Genomic DNA, 17,044 nt, shown 5'->3' on the forward strand with positions numbered 1-17,044 from the left:
ATATAGGCAGGAAACGGCAGGTTTATTTTATAGAAAAGAGGCCCTACAATGCAGACAAACAGCAGCACTCCCGCCAATAACGGCGAGCGGCTAATGCGTATTCTTGTATTTACGCTGATCATCTCGGTGATGAACGGAACGATGTTCAATGTGGTGCTTCCGGTGATCAGCAAGCAATTTCTGCTGTCGCCGTCGCAGGTAAGCTGGATGGTATCGGGCTATCTGATCGTGTATGCTATCGGCACGGTTACCTTCGGCAAGCTGACGGACAAATACAGCCTGAAAAATCTGCTGACATTCGGACTGATCTTTTTAGCAGCGGGCTCTGTGTTCGGAATCGTGTCCACTGAGTATTGGATGATGATTGTGGCCCGTTTGCTCCAGGCGGTTGGGGCGTCGGTCATTCCTGCGCTGGCGATGATCATCCCGATCCGTTATTTTTCACCTGAAAAGCGCGGCCGTGCTCTGGGCACTTCCGCCATCGGGGTAGCGCTTGGCTCTGCACTCGGCCCGATTATTGCCGGGTTTGTGTCTACGGTGTGGAGCTGGCAGGTGCTTTTCGTCATTCCGCTGCTTGCCCTGTTCACGTTACCGTTCTACCGTAAATACCTGGATGATGAGAAGGGGGCAGACAGCAAAATTGACTTGATTGGCGGCGTTCTTTTGGCAGGCACCGTTGCTGCACTGCTGCTTGGGTTGACTAATGGAGGGGCCAGGTATGCTGTAAGCGGAGTTGCTCTGCTGATTCTGTTCCTGTTACGTATCCGCTATGCGGCGCATCCGTTTATTGATCCGGTTGTTTTCCGGAACAAGGCATATACCTCCGGTCTGGCTATTGCCTTTGTTTTGACTGCCATCAGCTTCAGCACACCGTTCATTACGCCTCAGCTCCTGGCACAGCTAAACCAGCTGTCACCGGCTGTAATCGGATTGATTATGCTGCCTTCGGCGCTAATAACGGCATATATGGGACGCAAAGGAGGCAGGCTGGCTGATGAAAAAGGGAATTCATTTCTTTTAACTACTGCAGCAGCTCTGCTTATCTTTGGCTTCATCAGCCTGTCTACGGCTGCAGGCATGCCGCCTGTTTTTATTGCCGTATCCCTTATCTTTACGGTGCTTGGCCAATCCTTTATGCAGATCGCCTTATCAAACACCATTTCCCGCACCTTATCCAAGGATCAGATCGGAATCGGGATGGGCCTGTTTTCCATGTTAAACTTTATTGCAGCAGCGGTATCTACGGCAACGATAGGCAAAATTCTCGATTTCGGCACAACGACAGTCCGGTTTAATCCGATTCCCCGGAATAGCGCGGCATTTGTATACAGCAACATTTTCTTAACACTGGCGTTGCTTGTGGCAATCATGGTTTCTCTATATTTCGTTCCATTCGGGCGCAGATCTGACAAGGACACAGCTGAACGGCCGGGAACTGCCAGACTATAATCATGAGGTGGAAATAATGAGTGAAGGAAGCAACGCTGCTACAAGTACCGGTGATAAGCTGCTGCTGGCTGCGATTGATCTGATGGCAACCAAGGGCTATAAGGGAGTAACAACCCAGGAGATTGCTGCAGCCGCCGGGTTGAGTGAGAAGACGCTGTTCCGCCATTTCGGAAGTAAGCAAAACCTGCTGGAGACAGCCTTTGACCGGTTTCATTATGCGGAGGAAATGACCAGGCTGTTCAATGAAAAGCTGGTGTGGGAGCTGGAGACAGACCTGCTGCTAATCAGCCGGACCTATCATGAGATCATGAACCGCAACCGTAAAATGATTATGATCAGTGTAAAAGAGGCAGATCATCTGCCGGGCTTTCGGGAGCGGACGATCAGGCACCCGAAGCAATTCATTGAAATTCTGACCCGTTATTTTACGGAGATGACCGCTCAGGGTAAGCTGATCGAGACCAACGCGGAGCTGCAGGCTTATTCCTTCATATCTATGAACTACGGAGTATTCCTTAACAATCTGTCCAGCGGTGAACATTTCCCTGGCCTGACACTGGAGGATTTCATCACGGAGAGTGTGGGGACGTTTACGAGGGGATTGGGGCGGCAGGTTTATTGATTAAGCAAGCATAAGGAGCAGGAAGACCGGTAACGGAGCTTCCTGCTCTTTATGCTGCTGCTGCGAAACTCCTTCATCCCTTTACCGAGCCCAGCAGCACCCCTTTAACAAAGAACTTCTGCGCAAACGGGTACAGGATAATCATGGGCAGGGAGGCGATAACCATTGCGGCCAGTTCAATTGTTCGTGCCGTGACGTTACCGACTCCGCCGGTATTATTAAGCAGATTGGCAACAGCGAGATTGGTGCCGTTGTTCATGCTCATCATATTCTCAACTGCACGGTTAGACTGGATGAGCCGCAGAATTAAGTACTGCAGTGTCTGCAGATCGGTAGATTGCGTGTAATAGAGTGTCGCTCCGTAATCATTCCAGATGTTAACGGCTGTAAAGACGGACAATGCGGCTAATACCGGTTTGGATAAGGGCAGGACAATCTGGAAAAAGATACGGTATTCGCTGGCCCCATCCATTTTGGCGGATTCAAATAAAGCTTCCGGGATGCCCTTATAGTTGGCGTTGAAAATAATGACATTCCAGAACCCGCCGAACAGGGCAGGGAGGATATAGACCCAGTAGCTGTCATATAATCCAAGCCAGTTCATCAGCATATAGGAAGGAATCAGGCCGCCGCTGAAGTACATGCTTATGAAGCCGATCGTAATGTAAAAGGCCTTGCGCCGCAAATAGGGGCGGGAGAAGGCATAAGCAAACATCGACGTATACAGAATGGATACGGCTGTAACAATTACAGTCCGCGAGGCTGTAATCCAGGCTGCGTACAGAATGCCCTGATCCGACAATACCGCTTTCCAGCTGGCGAATGTGAATTCGCGCGGCCATAGGAACACAGGACCACGTAGTAAATCTCCTCCGCTGTTAAATGAACTAATGACCGAAAACCAGAAGGGATACACGGTCATGATCATGAGCAGGATCATTATTGCAATGGTTAAACCGTTAAACAGCCGCTCCCCGGCGTGGTTTCCGCCCACCATAAGTGATTTCCTCCTTAGAACAATCCGGTTTTAGTTATTTTGTTAGATACCCAGTTTGACCCAACCAGCAGTACCAGTGCAAAGACAGACTTTGTCAAACCGATTGCGGTCGCTGACGAAAATTGAAAATTGAGTAGTCCGGTCTGATAAACATACGTATCGATAACCTGACTGGCAGGCAGATTTAGCGTATTCTGCAAAACATAAATCTGGGTAAAGTTGTTATTCAGCATGCCGCTGACAGCGAAAATAATAAGCACCATCAGTGTCGGAAGAATACCTGGTATTGTTACATGGAGCATTCGTTTAAACCGTCCTGCACCGTCGATCGCCGCCGCCTCATGCAGGCTCTGGTCCACTCCGGCCATTGCGGCCAGGTACAGGATGGCACCCCAGCCGAGATCCTTCAGCAGGCCAGTCGCAATGGCGACACCCCAGAAATATTTCGGATCAGCCAGAAATTGCAGAGGAGAGTCGATGAAGCCCAGTTGAAGCAGGACATAGTTAACGATGCCATCGCTGTTGAGCAGCGTAATAAATAATCCGCCGAAGATAACCCAGGACAGGAAATGCGGTAAATAGGTAACCGTCTGGACAACCGCTTTGAAGCGGGAATTGCGGATTTCATTGAGCAGCAGGGCGAAGAGCAAAGTACACGGGATGCTGACGGCTGCGCCGAGCAGATTAATCCCCAGTGTATTGCGGATCATCGGCCAGAACTGAAAATTGGTAAACAATCGTTTGAAATGGGCCATCCCGTTCCAGTCCGCTGTAAAAATACCTTTGACACCCATAACCGGCTCAAAATCTTTAAAGGCCATAAGCAGCCCGAACAGCGGTGTGAAATCGAACAGGAAGATCAGGAATACAGCGGGCAGCAGCATCGTTTTGAGCTCCAGCTGTGTGCGGAAGTCGTAACCGAGCCTGAAGGATTTTTGCTTGCGGGCTGCCTTATTCTTCTTCTTAGCAGAAGTTATTGGTTCGATCATCGCCATACCGGTTTCCTCCAATCCGGCTTGAGCCTGCCGCAGACTGTTTGCCGCAGGTCCAAGCCTTTTTCTTTGGTTTAATTGCCTATCAGGAGTTTATACCTTTGGCATGAACGCCGTATTCATCGCTTTTCTGCTGAATGTACTGATTGCGTTCGGCATCCAGCTTTTCAATCCCCAGCTTCTTCAACTGGTCAATCAGCTCATCGTACAGCCGGTTAAATTCATCATCTGTTTTGGCCATCACAATCTTGGCAATCTGCGCTTCTTTATAAGCCTTGATCTGTGTTTCTATGTTGGCGTTATCGCTGTTTGCAGGGAAGAGATCAGCTGGCAGTGACAGTGCGGAGCTGTCGTAAATATGAGTCTCCTTATCCTTACCATAGGCTGCCTGAACCTTATTAGCCGTCACGGCTTCCTTATCTGTTGCCTCGGTCGGAGGCTGCTGTACCGAATAGGAAAAGGTGGTGTGATGGAACGGCCAGATCGCGCTGACGGCTGTATTCATATAATCTGCGGCGTCCTTCAGCCCTTTTTCGGTTTTGACAAGCAAGCCTTTGTCGTCCAGGGTGTAATGCTCGCCTTCAAAACCGTAAATATGCAGCATCATCCCGTCCTTGCTGGTCATATAACTGAGCCATTTAGCCAGCTTCTCAGGGTATTTGGTATCTTTGGAAATCAGGGTTTTCATCCAGCCGCCGCCAGCCCGTTGACTTTTATCCAATGTCGGAACTTTGCCGCCTGCAGACAGGATGGGGCCGGAAGACTGCCAGTAATCGTTAAGCTGGAATGAGGTGTTGGCCGTATTTCCGATAAAGGTGAACACCCGGCCGGAGGCGACATCGGCTTTGACTGCAGCGTTGTCAACGGTCATCTGTCCCGGTTCAAAGTAACCGCTGCGCATGGACTGGTTCAGGAAAGACAAAGCATCTTTGGTTTCCGGAGCGAGCAGCAGATCTCTATAGGTTCCGTCTTTATCGACAACCATTGCACCGAAAGTGTCCTGGAGGAACTTGAGTGTGCTGTCCTGATAGCCCTTGCCGTCAACCAGCAGCGGAATCACCGGCGTGCCGTCCACCTTAAGGCCTTTGGCTTTGTCATAAGCAGCCAGCAGCCCCTCTTCGGTACGGATATCCTCAAGTGTCATGCCGATCTGCTCCAGAATGCTGCTGTTTACCATAATGCCCAGATTGGAGGCGTAATCCACCAGGTCAACGTAGAACTCACCGGAAGGCGGATAGACGCTGCGGGCATCTGCTGAATTGATGTGGCTCGGGTAGGAATAGAAGCCGCCGTCACGTTCTTCAATCACTGCTTTTACGTCGGCTGGAAAGTCATTAAGAATGTGGGATTCCGGATCGTATTTGGTCAGGAATTCTTCCAGATCCCATACCTTGCCCGACTGGATCAGCTTCTTCACCATCACATCATTCGTAACCGTCAGAACGTCCGGGAAATCCTTGCCGGATACGAGCATCAGATTCAGCTTCGTATCACCGTCCTGTGCCGGAATGTTGAATTCAAAGCTTAATCCGGTTGCTTCTGAAATTGCGCCCTGCACCGACTTCGGGTCTGTGTTCCAGGTGGCCGGCGGATTCCAGAAATCAATGCTGGAGAACCATACGGCCTGATCCAGCTTCCCGCTTTGTTCTCCAGCGGTGTCCTGTGATGGTGATGCGGCGTTGCCCGCATTTCCGTTAGAAGAACCGGAGCTGCCGCATGCTGTAACCAGAAGTGATAAGGCCAATAAACCGCTTAGTGCCAGTGGCTTCATTCTTTTCATTTCTCTTTAAACCTCCCCGTTTGTTGTAATGAGGCATAAGACAATTCTTATGCTAAACGTTCAGCCTTCCAGGGCATAGGGCTGGAGTTTGCTGTTTTGGTGTTTTGTTCACGGGTTGAATCCGCTTTCACAGTTTGCGGTACTTGCTTGGCGTTACACCGAAATGTTTTTTGAACAGCTTGTTGAAATGGAAATAATCCTTATAGCCTATACGTTGCACGATCTCCTGGATCGACAGCTCCGGGTCTGCGAGCAGCTGGCGGGCCAGCTGCAGACGCTTGGCGGCCACATAGTCTGAATACGTAGAGCCTGTTTCCCTTTTGACGAGGGCACTCGCATAACCGGTGCTGAGGCGGAAGTTCCGGGCTACCTCGCTCAGCAGCAGATCTTCGGTAAAGCTGTCATCGATATAATCCAGCACCCGCTTCGCAAGTCCGCTCGGATTAACAGCCGACTCACCGGCTGCATTCTCAAAGCTGGCCCCAAGGCGGACGAACAGCTCTTCAGAGGTACAGTGCTGACGGGCAATATTATCATAGGTTAACAGCTCTGGACCCGAGTTCCAGGAAGATTCATAGTACTTGTAATATAGGCTGACAATCTGATTGTAGGCAAAAGCTACCTGATCGGCAGGCAGCAAATGAGTCCGGCAAATGGCAGCAATAAGTGCGACATCAGAGGTAATGTCATCATGACGTTGCTCCTTGATAGACACTTCCAGTCTAAGCAGCGTTTTACGCAGCTCAGCAGGGGGCTGAACAGGCTTGTAGCGCAGCACATTCTCTGTCCGGTAAAAGGCCGAGCTGTACAGAGCAATGTCAGCTTCCTGATGAAGGCGGGAGAGTGGGGAGTCAAGCAGACCCAGACTGCTGATGCCGGTCCATTCCGCAACTTGCAGATGCTCTGAAATGTAAGTTAGCAAATCAAGCGGATAATTATCCTCGTCATAATTGATAAGAATGGATAGCTTGTTCTGTCCGGTACGCATACGGAGCTCGTGAAGCTGTCCGGCGTTTGCAGGACTGGTTAGGGCCGGCCAGTCCGGGGAGGCTTCCGGAAACAGGCAGTTGATGAAGCGGAAGTGGGGGAAGCTGGCTGGTATTCTTCTGTTTAGGGTGAAGCCTGCAATGCTTACACTGTTATCCGGATCAAGCAGCTCAAACAGATCATCCAGAAAAAGATCCAGACTGCTATCGGGCTGCTCCCTGGCATCCAGATATTCACCCACCCGTTTAGCCGCATCCTCCAGCTGGTCCTGCTCCACCTGCTTGAGCAGATAATCAAATGCACCGTGGCGGATTGCCTGCTGGGCATAGCTGAAATCCGCATAGCCGCTAATCAGCACAACCTGAGTAGGAAGTCCGCTCTTATTAATATTTTCCAGCAGTTCAAGGCCATCTAGTCCGGGCATGCGGATATCTGAAATAACCAGTTCAGGCTGTTCCTGCATGACCTGCTGCCATGCACTGGCTCCGTCATAGGCTTCACCGATAATCCTGAAGCCGAGACGCTCCCAGTCGATCAGCTGGGATATGCCATAGGCAACCCAAGGCTCGTCATCGACGATTAATACTTTTCTCATGCTAGTCGGCCTCCGTCTCATCTAAAGGAATATGAATGGGAAAATCAAGCGTGACAATTGTGCCCTGAACAGGGCCGGCCTCAATCTTAAGCGCTGCCTGCCCGCCGTAAAACAGCTTAAGCCGGCGGAAGCTGTTAGCGAGGCCGATTCCGGAGCTCTGCAGTCCTGTGCGAGGGTCGCCTGTAAACTCAGCCTGCAGCAAAAAAGCCTGGAGCTGTTCCAGCTTGTCCTCCCGGAATCCGATCCCGTCATCTGCGACGACAGCCCGGATGGAGTCTGAATTCACTCTATGCAGCGTAACGGTAACCTTGCCGGGTCCGATTTTACGCTCCAGCCCGTGGAAGACAGCGTTTTCAACTAATGGCTGAAGCAGCAGCTTTAGTGTCCTCACCTCGGTTAGGGACTCTTCCACATCAAAGCGGATCGTGATTTTTCCTCTGAAACGAAAGTCAATAATACGGGCATATTCCTGCATATGGGCTATCTCTTCACGGATTGTAACAAAGTTATCCCCTTTAACGGAATAGCGGAACAGCCTTGATAAGGAGGAGGTAATTTCAGCGATGTCACCTGCCTTGTGGTAAAGGGATAGAGCCCGGATACTTTCCAGTGTATTGTACAAAAAATGGGGATTGATCTGGTTCCGGTAAGCGGTGATCTCCATCTGCTTACGGTCCAGCTCGGATTCGTACATTTTTCGCTGCGCATTCTGCACGTCATTTCCCAGCTGTACAATCGAATCCAGCATATGATTGATGCTTGTGCCCAGCACGCCAATTTCATTATGATAGCTGTTATGGAACCGGGCCTGTCCTCCTCTGCGCGCATACGAGTTTACGAAATCCAGCAGGGCGCGTACGGGGCGCAGCAGCTGGAAATAGAAGAGCAGCAGAAACAGCAGGAACACCAGTGAAATCACGGCATAAGCAACAACGTTCAGCCGTTTGACCAGATCCAGCTCGGACAGAAGCTCGGCACGGGGGATGTCGCTGACAATTTTCCAGCCGTTGGCCAGTGTCCTGCTCAGCACAATATAGGTTTTGCCGGAGCTGTGCTGATCAACATCTGCAAGCATGCGGGGATCAGGCCCGTCGGAGCCGGTTATGATATGGTCCCGGTCATCGGTCAGGAATAGGCGCGAATGCTCGGTCAGCTTCGATTTGCTTAAGACCGAGGTGAAATTTTTGACGTCCATATAAAATACGCACATACCCCGGTAGTCCTTAAGTACACGGTTATTCTGCAAATTGTAGACAGGTACTGATATGGTATAGAAGGTTTTGCCGGCCTGGTCTGAGGTGCCCAGCTCATATTTAATTTCATCCACCGATCTTTGCTGCACCGGAGCAAAGGGTTTGCCGACACTGGTGGCGAGCTCCCCTTCCCGGTTGTAGAGCTGGATACCCATTACCTCCTCCTTCAGTGCCAGTGTGCTGGAGAACTCGGCAATGATCTCCGGATTCATCAGAATCTTCGTGAGCGGATCATCGCTGCTCAAGTAATTTTGCAGGATAGTGCTGTAAAGCAGGGAGTAAGAGATTCCGTCCATATCCTTGAAGAAATTGGCCAGCGTCTCCTCTACCTGCAGCACGATTTTGTCAGCTGAGTCTGCGACCTGCTTCTCTACCGTGCGCTCCGCAATTTTATTAGACACAGCGAACGATACCAGCACGATAATAAAGGTCACTCCGATTAAGTAGACCAGCTGTCTGAATAAGCCTACATTGTGAAATGGATTGCGCATAGGTTCCCTCCCGGCTATTCTTGCCCATATCATAACGTATTCTTTATTAATCCGCATAAAAACAGGAAAAATCAGTAAAATGTCAAAGAAGTTATCTAAAGTATATTGTGTAAAATGCCTATAGCTGGGATGATAAAGGTTGCCTGAAGATTATGATCTGTTCTATAGAATGGATGTACAGGAGGAATAGAGTTGAGCAAATACTTGCTGAAGCTGCTTGCGTATAGTCTGGTGCTGGGCATTCTGCCCACGATCATTATCGGCTTTGCCTCCTATTCTACAGCTTCAAGGGATATGGAGACGAAGGTCAAGGAAATGAATATGCAGTGGCTGGATCAGACGCAGATGCGTGTCGAGCAGATTCTCAGAACCACAGAGAAATCGGCTACCCAGTTTGCCAACTCCTCGCTTGTCAGGGAATCCATGAGCAGCCCGTTATCTTCATATAACTTTGAAGCCGTCCGCCAGCTAACCAAGGAGCTGTATAACCTGCAGTCAAGTGATGCCATTATTACGCAGGCCTACCTGGTCAGCCTGGAGCAGAACTGGGCGCTGGGCCTGAATGTAATGAAGCCGCTGGATCAGCTGGAGAACTATCAGGAATTTGCGGAGAATGCCAGACAGCCCAAAAGCATCTTCTGGTATACGGGGGTGTCGGCTCCCGGTACAGAAGATTTATACGAACCTGTGAAAACGATTACATTGGTGCATAAAATCCCTATTCTGCCGCGGACCAATGAACCGCAGGGACTGCTGGTCGTGAGCATTGTTTTATCAGAAATCCAGGATGTCATGCAGTTATCCTCCAACGTATCCAGCCGGAATTATATTCTGGACCGGACGGGTGCAGATATTCTGGCTGCAGGACCGGATAAGACCAGATATGAAGAGATAAACAGCGAGGTGCTTAACCGGCTGACCTCAGATGCGGAGCGGCAATCAGGAATACTGAACACCCGGCTGGACGGGAAAGAAGCGGCTGTCATGTACCGTTCCTCAGGCTATAACAGCTGGACTTATATCTCGGTGGTGGATATCGGGGAGATCAAGAAGGATACCCGGAAAATCGCCGGCTTCACAATCCTGGTATGTCTGACCATCCTGCTGATGGTCGTTACTATAGCTCTGTATGGAAGCCGCAGGATGTATCTGCCCATCCGTAATCTGCTTAAGGTGGCGCGGACCTACGGGGAATCGGATTCAGAACCGCGGAGCGTGCGCGGCCGGGATGACCTTGAATACATCAAGTCGAGTTTTCAGTCCCTTGCCGGATCACGGGACCAGCTGGAGAAGCAGATGACGGGCCAGACCAGCCACCTGAAGGAATATTTTGTATTAAAGCTGTTCACCGGCCAGATCAGCGAAAACGATTATTTATTCCGCTCAGACAAATACGGTTTTCCTGAAGGCTGGAAGAGCCTGGGGGTGCTTGCCCTGCAGATTGATAATCTGCAGGAGACACGCTGCCGGGAAGAGGACCGTGAGCTGCTGCTCTATGCGGTCAGCAATATTGCCCAGGAGGTGCTGCCTGCCTCGCTCCGCTTCCCGCCAATTACGCTGAACGGGTCTCAGGTTACGCTGATTGCCACGGATAAGGAGGACAGGGAGGCGGTAAGAAATATTCTGTATGAGGCTGCAGAGTGTATCAAGCTAAATGCCGAAAAGGTTCTGCAGATTAAGGTGAGCATCGGGATCAGCAATCCGTATGTCCAGCTCACAGATACCGTCCATGCCTACGCGGAAAGCCTGAATGCCCTGAAGGCGAGGATCAGCCTGGGACCGGAAATGATCATTCATTACGGCGATACCGGGAACCATGCCGCGGACAGTCATTATGAATACTCTCATCTGAAAATTCTGGAGGACCGGGTAATCTACGCCATCAAGGAAATGCAGCCGGACAGCGCTTCTGAGCTGCTGGGCCAGTATCTGGACACCCTAATCCATAAGGACCGCCCGCTGTATGAGCATCAGACCATGCTGCTGCAGCTGGCCTCCGGCATCCTGCGGATCGCCCAGGAGCAGGGAATTCCGGTCAAGCAGGTGCTGGAGGGGGAGAGCAGCCTGAGAACCATTTTTCAGCTGCAGACCCGGGAGGAGATTATTCACTGGTTTGAATCCAGACTGTTCAGGCCTCTAATCAGACAGCTGTCAGACAGCTCCAAAATCCAGTACGTTAAAATTGCCGACAGGCTGGTGAACCTGATTCATGAACAATACGATCAGGACATTACGCTGGAAATGTACTCGAAGCTGCTGAGCTATCATCCGGTGTACTTAAGCCGTATTTTCAAGCGGGAGATTGGGGTCTCGTTCAGCGATTATCTGACGGACTACCGGATGAAGATGGCCAAGGAGATGCTGGAGACGACGGATATGAGGATAGCGGAAATCAGTGAGAAAATAAAATACAAAAATATCAGCTCCTTTATCCGCAGCTACAAGAAAACCTATCAAATTACCCCGGGCCAATACCGGGAGAATATGATGAATGGAGTCCAGCAATGAAAATAAATCTCTGCCGTGGTGCAGCTATCCTGATGTTGACGGCTGTTCTTGCCGGCTGCGGACCTGTGGACGGAAGCTCCAGGCAATCCGCCGGCCCGGCTCCGTTCCATCTGTCTATAGGTGCCACCCTGATTGGTGAGCTGCCGCCCAACAATAATGCAGTAGAGCAGGCTATCGAAGCTTATACGGACACCGAGCTGCAGATTGACTGGATTCCGATGTCTGCTTATGACGATAAGCTGAGGCTGATGATTGCTGCCGGCGAGCTCCCCAAGCTGGTTAAGCTGGGCTATACACCGGACTATATAAGCACGATCAAAGCCGGCCAATTCTGGGAGCTCGGGCCGCTGCTGAAGGATTATCCCCATTTATCGGTGCTGGACAGCGAGTACTACAGTAACATCTCGGTGGAAGGGCGGATCTACGGCATTCCCATTGTCCGTGATCTCGGCCGGGCGACCATCCAGTACCGCAAGGACTGGTTCGATAAGCTGGGTCTGAAGGTGCCTGTTACGCTGGAGGACTGGTATACTGTCGTGCGGGCTATGACCTTGGAGGACCCTGACGGGAACGGGAAGCAGGATACTTACGGTATGGTGCTGGATAAAAGATACAACCAGGATGCCAGCTCGATGCTGACCCGGATTTCTGTATCCCAGGGCGGGCCGAACAAGTGGCTGGTGGAGAACGGTAAGTTTACCCCCGAATTCCTGACCGGGACTTTTTATGAAACCATGCAGTTATTCAGAAGGCTGTACGCGGAGAAGCTGATTAATTCTGATTTTGTAGTTATCGATAATAATGAAGCCTCCAGAATCTATGATTCAGGTCGTGCGGGCATCCAGATCTCCGGAGGGAACGTCCAAAGCTGGATGGATAAATTAATCAAGACAGTGCCGGACGCGAAGGTGGATGTAGCCTTTCTTGCCGGACCAGCAGGCAGCCGTCTGCCGGGTGAACCGGGCAATGCCGGATTCTTCGCAGTTCCCAAGGATTCTGTAAAAACACTGGAGGAGGTCAAGCAGATCCTCGATTTTCTCGACAAGCTGTTTGATCCTCCGATGCAGACCGTCATTACAAGAGGAATTGAAGACCGGCATTGGTCTGACCGGGGAGATTATGCCGAAATTACGGACCGCACGCTGGATCTGAGAGAGGTTAAGCCGTACAGGGACCTGCTGCCTAATCTTGCAGAGTATCAGCGTTCCATCAAGCCTGTCCGTCAGCCTGAGCTGTACCAGAAGAATCAGCAGATCGGTAAAATGAACCGGGAATATACCGTAGAGAATCCGGCGCTGACACTGGAGTCGGACACCTATACAGAAAGAGGCAAGGATCTGGAGACTATTATCCTGGATGCCCAGACCAAATTTATTATGGGCATGATTGATGAGGAGGGCTGGCAGGCGGAGCTGGCCAGGTGGAAGGCGGCAGGCGGCAATCAAATGTGTCTTGAATATGAGCTGGCCTACAGGAGCAGGGCGGCGGAATAACCGGCGGGTTGAGATCACAGATCTCACCCGTTTTTTTTGCTTATATCACGCTGTAGCCATGGTTGCCTGGAGTCAATGGTAAAGGATAGATGAAGCTTATTGCAGGCTCCGGTATCCCTGGAAAGCCTTATGGACAGCGGCCGGACAGCTGCAGCGAGCAACAGGTTACCCCAGCCTTATAGCCGGTCACGGCAAACTGAAATAAGATTGGGCCAGAAACCAAACAGGACCATAAGGAGGTTACAAAAGGTGAAGCAGAATGTCTCAACTTCTGCAGGAATGCCCGGTATTAAAGCCCCCAGAGGCAAGGCGGGTACCCTGCTGCGGGATATTATCCGGGACAAGTGGCTGTATCTGATGCTGCTGCCCGGTGTCATCTATTTCATTATCTTTAAGTACGTGCCGATGTACGGGGTATCGATGGCTTTTATGGATTATAAGCCGTACACCGGTTTTCTGGGCAGCCCTTGGGTGGGACTCAAGCATTTTGAACGGTTTTTCTCGGAGCCGCAGTTCGGCATGCTGTTCCGCAATACGGTTATTCTGGCGGTCTACAATCTGGTGTTCTTTTTCCCGATGCCGATTATCCTCTCTCTTATGCTTAATGAGGTAAGGAGGGCCAAGTTCAAAAATTTCGTACAGACCCTCATCTATATTCCGCACTTTGTATCCTGGGTCGTGGTTGTCGGGATCTTCTATATTCTGCTAACAACGGAGAATGGGATTCTAAATGAGCTGCTTTATCGGATTACCGGCGAAAAAATAGCCTTCCTGCTGGAAGCGGAATGGTTCCGGACGATGATTATCACCCAATCGATCTGGAAGGAAATCGGCTGGGGAACAGTTATATTCCTGGCTGCCCTGGCCGGTGTCGATCTGCAGCAGTATGAAGCAGCACGAATTGACGGGGCCAGCCGCTGGCGCCAGCTGTGGCATATTACACTGCCGGCGATACGCAGCACAATCATCATCCTGTTTATTCTGCGGCTGGGCAACTTCCTGGATTCCGGGTTTGAGCATATCTTCCTGATGATTACGCCGACCAACCGCGAGGTGGGGGAAGTGTTCGATACCTACGTGTATACCAAAGGGATGACCCAGGCCCAGTACAGCTACAGTGCGGCGGTCGGATTGTTCAAATCGGCAGTAGGGCTGGTGCTGGTATTAGGGTCCAACTGGCTGGCCAAAAAATTCGGAGAAGAAGGGGTCTACTGAACCCGCTGCATGAACAAGGAACGGAGGAGGAGTATTCTACTATGCTTCAAGATAAAACCATCGGTAACCGGATTTTTGACATTATCAATTACACGCTGTTAATGCTGATCGCTCTGGTCTGCGTGCTGCCCTTTGTATATGTGCTGGCGGTTTCCTTTACCAGTCCGGCAGAAGTCGCGAGGGGCGGGTTAATTCTCTGGCCGAAGGAATGGTCACTGGCCTCATACCGGTACATTTTCTCAACGGATACGCTGTTCCGCAGCATGCTGGTGTCCATCTACATTACGGTAGTGGGGACCTTCATCAACCTGCTGTTCACTTCACTTATGGCCTATCCGCTGGCAAAAGCAACACTCAGAGGCCGCCAGTTTATTCTGCTTGCTGTACTGTTCACCATGCTGTTCGGCGGGGGCATGATTCCTACATACTTCGTAGTCAAGGCGATGGGGCTGACGAACAGCCTGTGGTCGCTGATGATCCCGAATGCGATCAGTGCCTTTAACCTGATTGTGCTTAAAAATTTCTTTCAGCAGATTCCTGACGGCCTGGAGGATTCGGCACGGATTGACGGCTGCAATGATGTAGGCGTGCTGTTCCGGATTGTGCTTCCGCTTTCGATGCCGGCAATGGCTACCTTCGGCCTGTTCTATGCAGTCGGGCACTGGAACCAGTTCTTCAATGCCATTCTGTACATCAATGACAGCCGGCTGTATCCGATCCAGGTGCTGCTCCGCCAGATCGTCATTCTGGCCCAGGGCAGCATTGGCGATACCTCGATTGACAATATTGAGATTCAGCCGCTGACCATACGGATGGCCGTCATCGTGTTTGCTACCGTTCCTATTCTGCTGGTCTATCCGTTCCTCCAGAAGCATTTTGCCAAAGGGGTAATGCTAGGATCGGTCAAGGGCTAAGGGTGCTTGAAAGGCAATGAACAGGCTATGAATGCCTGTAGCCCCTGATTAAACGGGCGTTACAGGCTCAACATAGAAATTTCTACAACCGGAGGGGTTAGGTTAATGAAGAAAAGAATGGCGTTACTAATGGGAGGCGCGTTACTGGCCACATCTGTATTGTCGGCATGCGGCAGCAATAATGAGCAGAATGCGGCGGGCGGTAATAATGATGCGGCTAAGGGTAACACGAATGCACCTGCTGTGGAGGACACTTCACCGCTGGAGCTGTCCATTGCCGTACACCAGGCCGCTGAGGCGCCTGCCAAGGGAAATCCGATGGAGCAGGCTATTGAGAAATATACAAATACCAAGCTGAGTATCCAGTGGATTCCGAATTCGGGCTATGACGAAAAAATCAACGTTATGATTGCCTCGGGAGAGCTTCCCAAAATTCTGAAGGTCAGCTATGTTCCAACCATTATCAGTGCCATGCAGGCTGATGTGTTCTGGGAGATTGGAGCTTACCTGAAGGATTATCCGAACCTTGCTGCCCAGCCTGAGACTTACTATAACAATATTAAAGTTGACGGAAAGCTATATGGACTGCCGGTATTCCGCAGTGTAGGCCGCGCTGTTCTACAGTACCGCAAGGACTGGTTCGATGAGTCCGGCCAGAAGGTTCCAAAGACGCTGGATGAGTGGTATAACGTGCTGAAGGCTGTAGCGGAGAATGACCCGGACAAGAACGGGAAGAAGGATACCTACGGAATCATGCTGGATAAGAATTACAATCAGGGTGTGGCTTCGACCTTAACCAGATTTTCTGTTATGCAGGGCGGTCCGAATAAATGGGAGGCCGATGAACAGGGAAACTTCACTCCTGAGTTCATGACAGATGTATTTAACGATACGCTGGATTTATTCAGACGGCTGTATGCCGAGAAGCTGATCAATCAGGATTTTGCTGTAACCGATGCCCAGACCATCGATAAGGCATATGAAGCAGGCCGGATAGCTATGCGCATCTCCGGGGGCAATGCCCAGTCCATGCAGACCAATCTGGTGAAGGTCGTGCCTACCGCCGTTATGGATGTGGTCGCACTGGAAGGGCCTGGGGGAATCCGGGTTCCTGCCGAGAGCGGAAATGCGGGGATATTAGCCTTGCCGAAGTCCTCCGTTCAGAGTGAAGCGGAAATGAAACGGGTGATGACGTTCCTCGATCAGCTGCTCGACAAGGAAATGGTCAATCTGATCAATAAAGGGATCGAAGGGACGCATTACTCAGTAGAAGGGGATTATACCCTTCCGCTGGATAAGGATGCTGATGCCAAGGAAGTGAAGCCTTACCGGGATACACTGCTTCAGCGCGGAGAGTCCTATAACATGGATAAGCCGATGAAGCAGACAGAGCTGTTCCAGAAGAACAATAAAATAGTATCAGACAACGAACAATATGTAGTGTCCAATCCGGCCCTTACGCTGATCTCTAATACCTATACAGAACGCGGAAGCGAGCTTGAGCAGATGATTACGGACGCGGAAACCAAGTATATCATGGGCAAAATAGATGAAGCGGGCTGGAACGCCGAAATTGAGAAATGGAAGCAGGCCGGCGGCAGCAGCCTGATGGAAGAGTATAAGGAAGCTTATCTGAAAAACAAATAAGAATTGCCGGCCGGAGTGAAACCGTCTTATGAACCTGGAAAGGAAGTAAGGCGGTTTTTTTAGAGTAAAGATAAAAGCGCTTAGATGAATGCAGCTTTATC

The 17,044-nt window shown here is 50.7% G+C and carries 12 protein-coding genes; 7 read left to right on the forward strand and 5 right to left on the reverse strand.

Annotated elements, in window-relative coordinates:
- Positions 1-48: 48 nt before the first annotated feature.
- Both R70331_RS07595 and R70331_RS07600 read left to right on the forward strand, forming a co-directional pair.
- Positions 49-1,449: an MFS transporter gene (locus R70331_RS07595; protein ID WP_042174221.1), complete on the forward strand. Its 1,401-nt coding sequence runs from the start codon at positions 49-51 to the stop codon at positions 1,447-1,449.
- 16 nt (positions 1,450-1,465) lie between these two features.
- On the forward strand, positions 1,466-2,071 hold the full coding sequence (locus R70331_RS07600; RefSeq protein ID WP_042174223.1) for a TetR/AcrR family transcriptional regulator: 606 nt from the start codon (positions 1,466-1,468) through the stop codon (positions 2,069-2,071).
- Between the two features lie 73 nt (positions 2,072-2,144).
- Here R70331_RS07600 and R70331_RS07605 read toward each other — a convergent pair whose 3' ends face one another.
- The 5 genes from R70331_RS07605 to R70331_RS07625 all read right to left on the reverse strand — a co-directional run bounded on the left by R70331_RS07605 (position 2,145) and on the right by R70331_RS07625 (position 9,166).
- Positions 2,145-3,068 (reverse strand): carbohydrate ABC transporter permease, encoded by a 924-nt coding sequence (locus tag R70331_RS07605; protein ID WP_042174225.1) that lies wholly within the window; start codon positions 3,066-3,068, stop codon positions 2,145-2,147.
- Positions 3,069-3,082: 14 nt separating this feature from the next.
- Positions 3,083-4,063: an ABC transporter permease gene (locus tag R70331_RS07610; protein ID WP_042174227.1), complete on the reverse strand. Its 981-nt coding sequence runs from the start codon at positions 4,061-4,063 to the stop codon at positions 3,083-3,085.
- An 82-nt stretch (positions 4,064-4,145) separates the two neighbouring features.
- Positions 4,146-5,840, reverse strand: a complete 1,695-nt coding sequence (locus R70331_RS07615; protein ID WP_042174230.1) for an extracellular solute-binding protein — start codon at positions 5,838-5,840, stop codon at positions 4,146-4,148.
- Between the two features lie 127 nt (positions 5,841-5,967).
- Entirely contained in the window at positions 5,968-7,422 is a 1,455-nt protein-coding gene (locus R70331_RS07620) for a response regulator transcription factor (RefSeq protein WP_042174232.1), read from the reverse strand.
- 1 nt (position 7,423) lies between these two features.
- Positions 7,424-9,166 carry a sensor histidine kinase gene (locus R70331_RS07625; protein WP_042174235.1) on the reverse strand — a complete coding sequence of 581 codons (1,743 nt, stop codon included), beginning with the start codon at positions 9,164-9,166 and terminating at the stop codon, positions 7,424-7,426.
- A gap of 192 nt (positions 9,167-9,358) precedes the next feature.
- Between R70331_RS07625 and R70331_RS07630 the strand changes: the two genes are divergently transcribed.
- The 5 genes from R70331_RS07630 (at position 9,359) to R70331_RS07650 (ending at position 16,943) form a co-directional block, all read left to right on the forward strand.
- Positions 9,359-11,674 carry a helix-turn-helix domain-containing protein gene (locus R70331_RS07630; RefSeq protein WP_042174238.1) on the forward strand — a complete coding sequence of 772 codons (2,316 nt, stop codon included), beginning with the start codon at positions 9,359-9,361 and terminating at the stop codon, positions 11,672-11,674.
- Positions 11,671-13,167 carry an extracellular solute-binding protein gene (locus R70331_RS07635; RefSeq protein WP_042174240.1) on the forward strand — a complete coding sequence of 499 codons (1,497 nt, stop codon included), beginning with the start codon at positions 11,671-11,673 and terminating at the stop codon, positions 13,165-13,167. The genes R70331_RS07630 and R70331_RS07635 overlap by 4 nt, the downstream gene beginning before the upstream one ends.
- 279 nt (positions 13,168-13,446) lie before the next feature.
- Entirely contained in the window at positions 13,447-14,382 is a 936-nt protein-coding gene (locus R70331_RS07640; RefSeq protein ID WP_042182327.1) for an ABC transporter permease, read from the forward strand.
- A gap of 41 nt (positions 14,383-14,423) precedes the next feature.
- A complete protein-coding gene (locus R70331_RS07645) occupies positions 14,424-15,296 on the forward strand; it encodes a carbohydrate ABC transporter permease (protein WP_042174242.1) in 873 nt (290 codons plus the stop codon).
- Between the two features lie 105 nt (positions 15,297-15,401).
- Entirely contained in the window at positions 15,402-16,943 is a 1,542-nt protein-coding gene (locus tag R70331_RS07650; RefSeq protein ID WP_042174245.1) for an extracellular solute-binding protein, read from the forward strand.
- Positions 16,944-17,044: the final 101 nt, after the last annotated feature.

Source organism: Paenibacillus sp. FSL R7-0331, assembly GCF_000758645.1.
GTDB lineage: Bacteria > Bacillota > Bacilli > Paenibacillales > Paenibacillaceae > Paenibacillus_AQ > Paenibacillus_AQ camerounensis.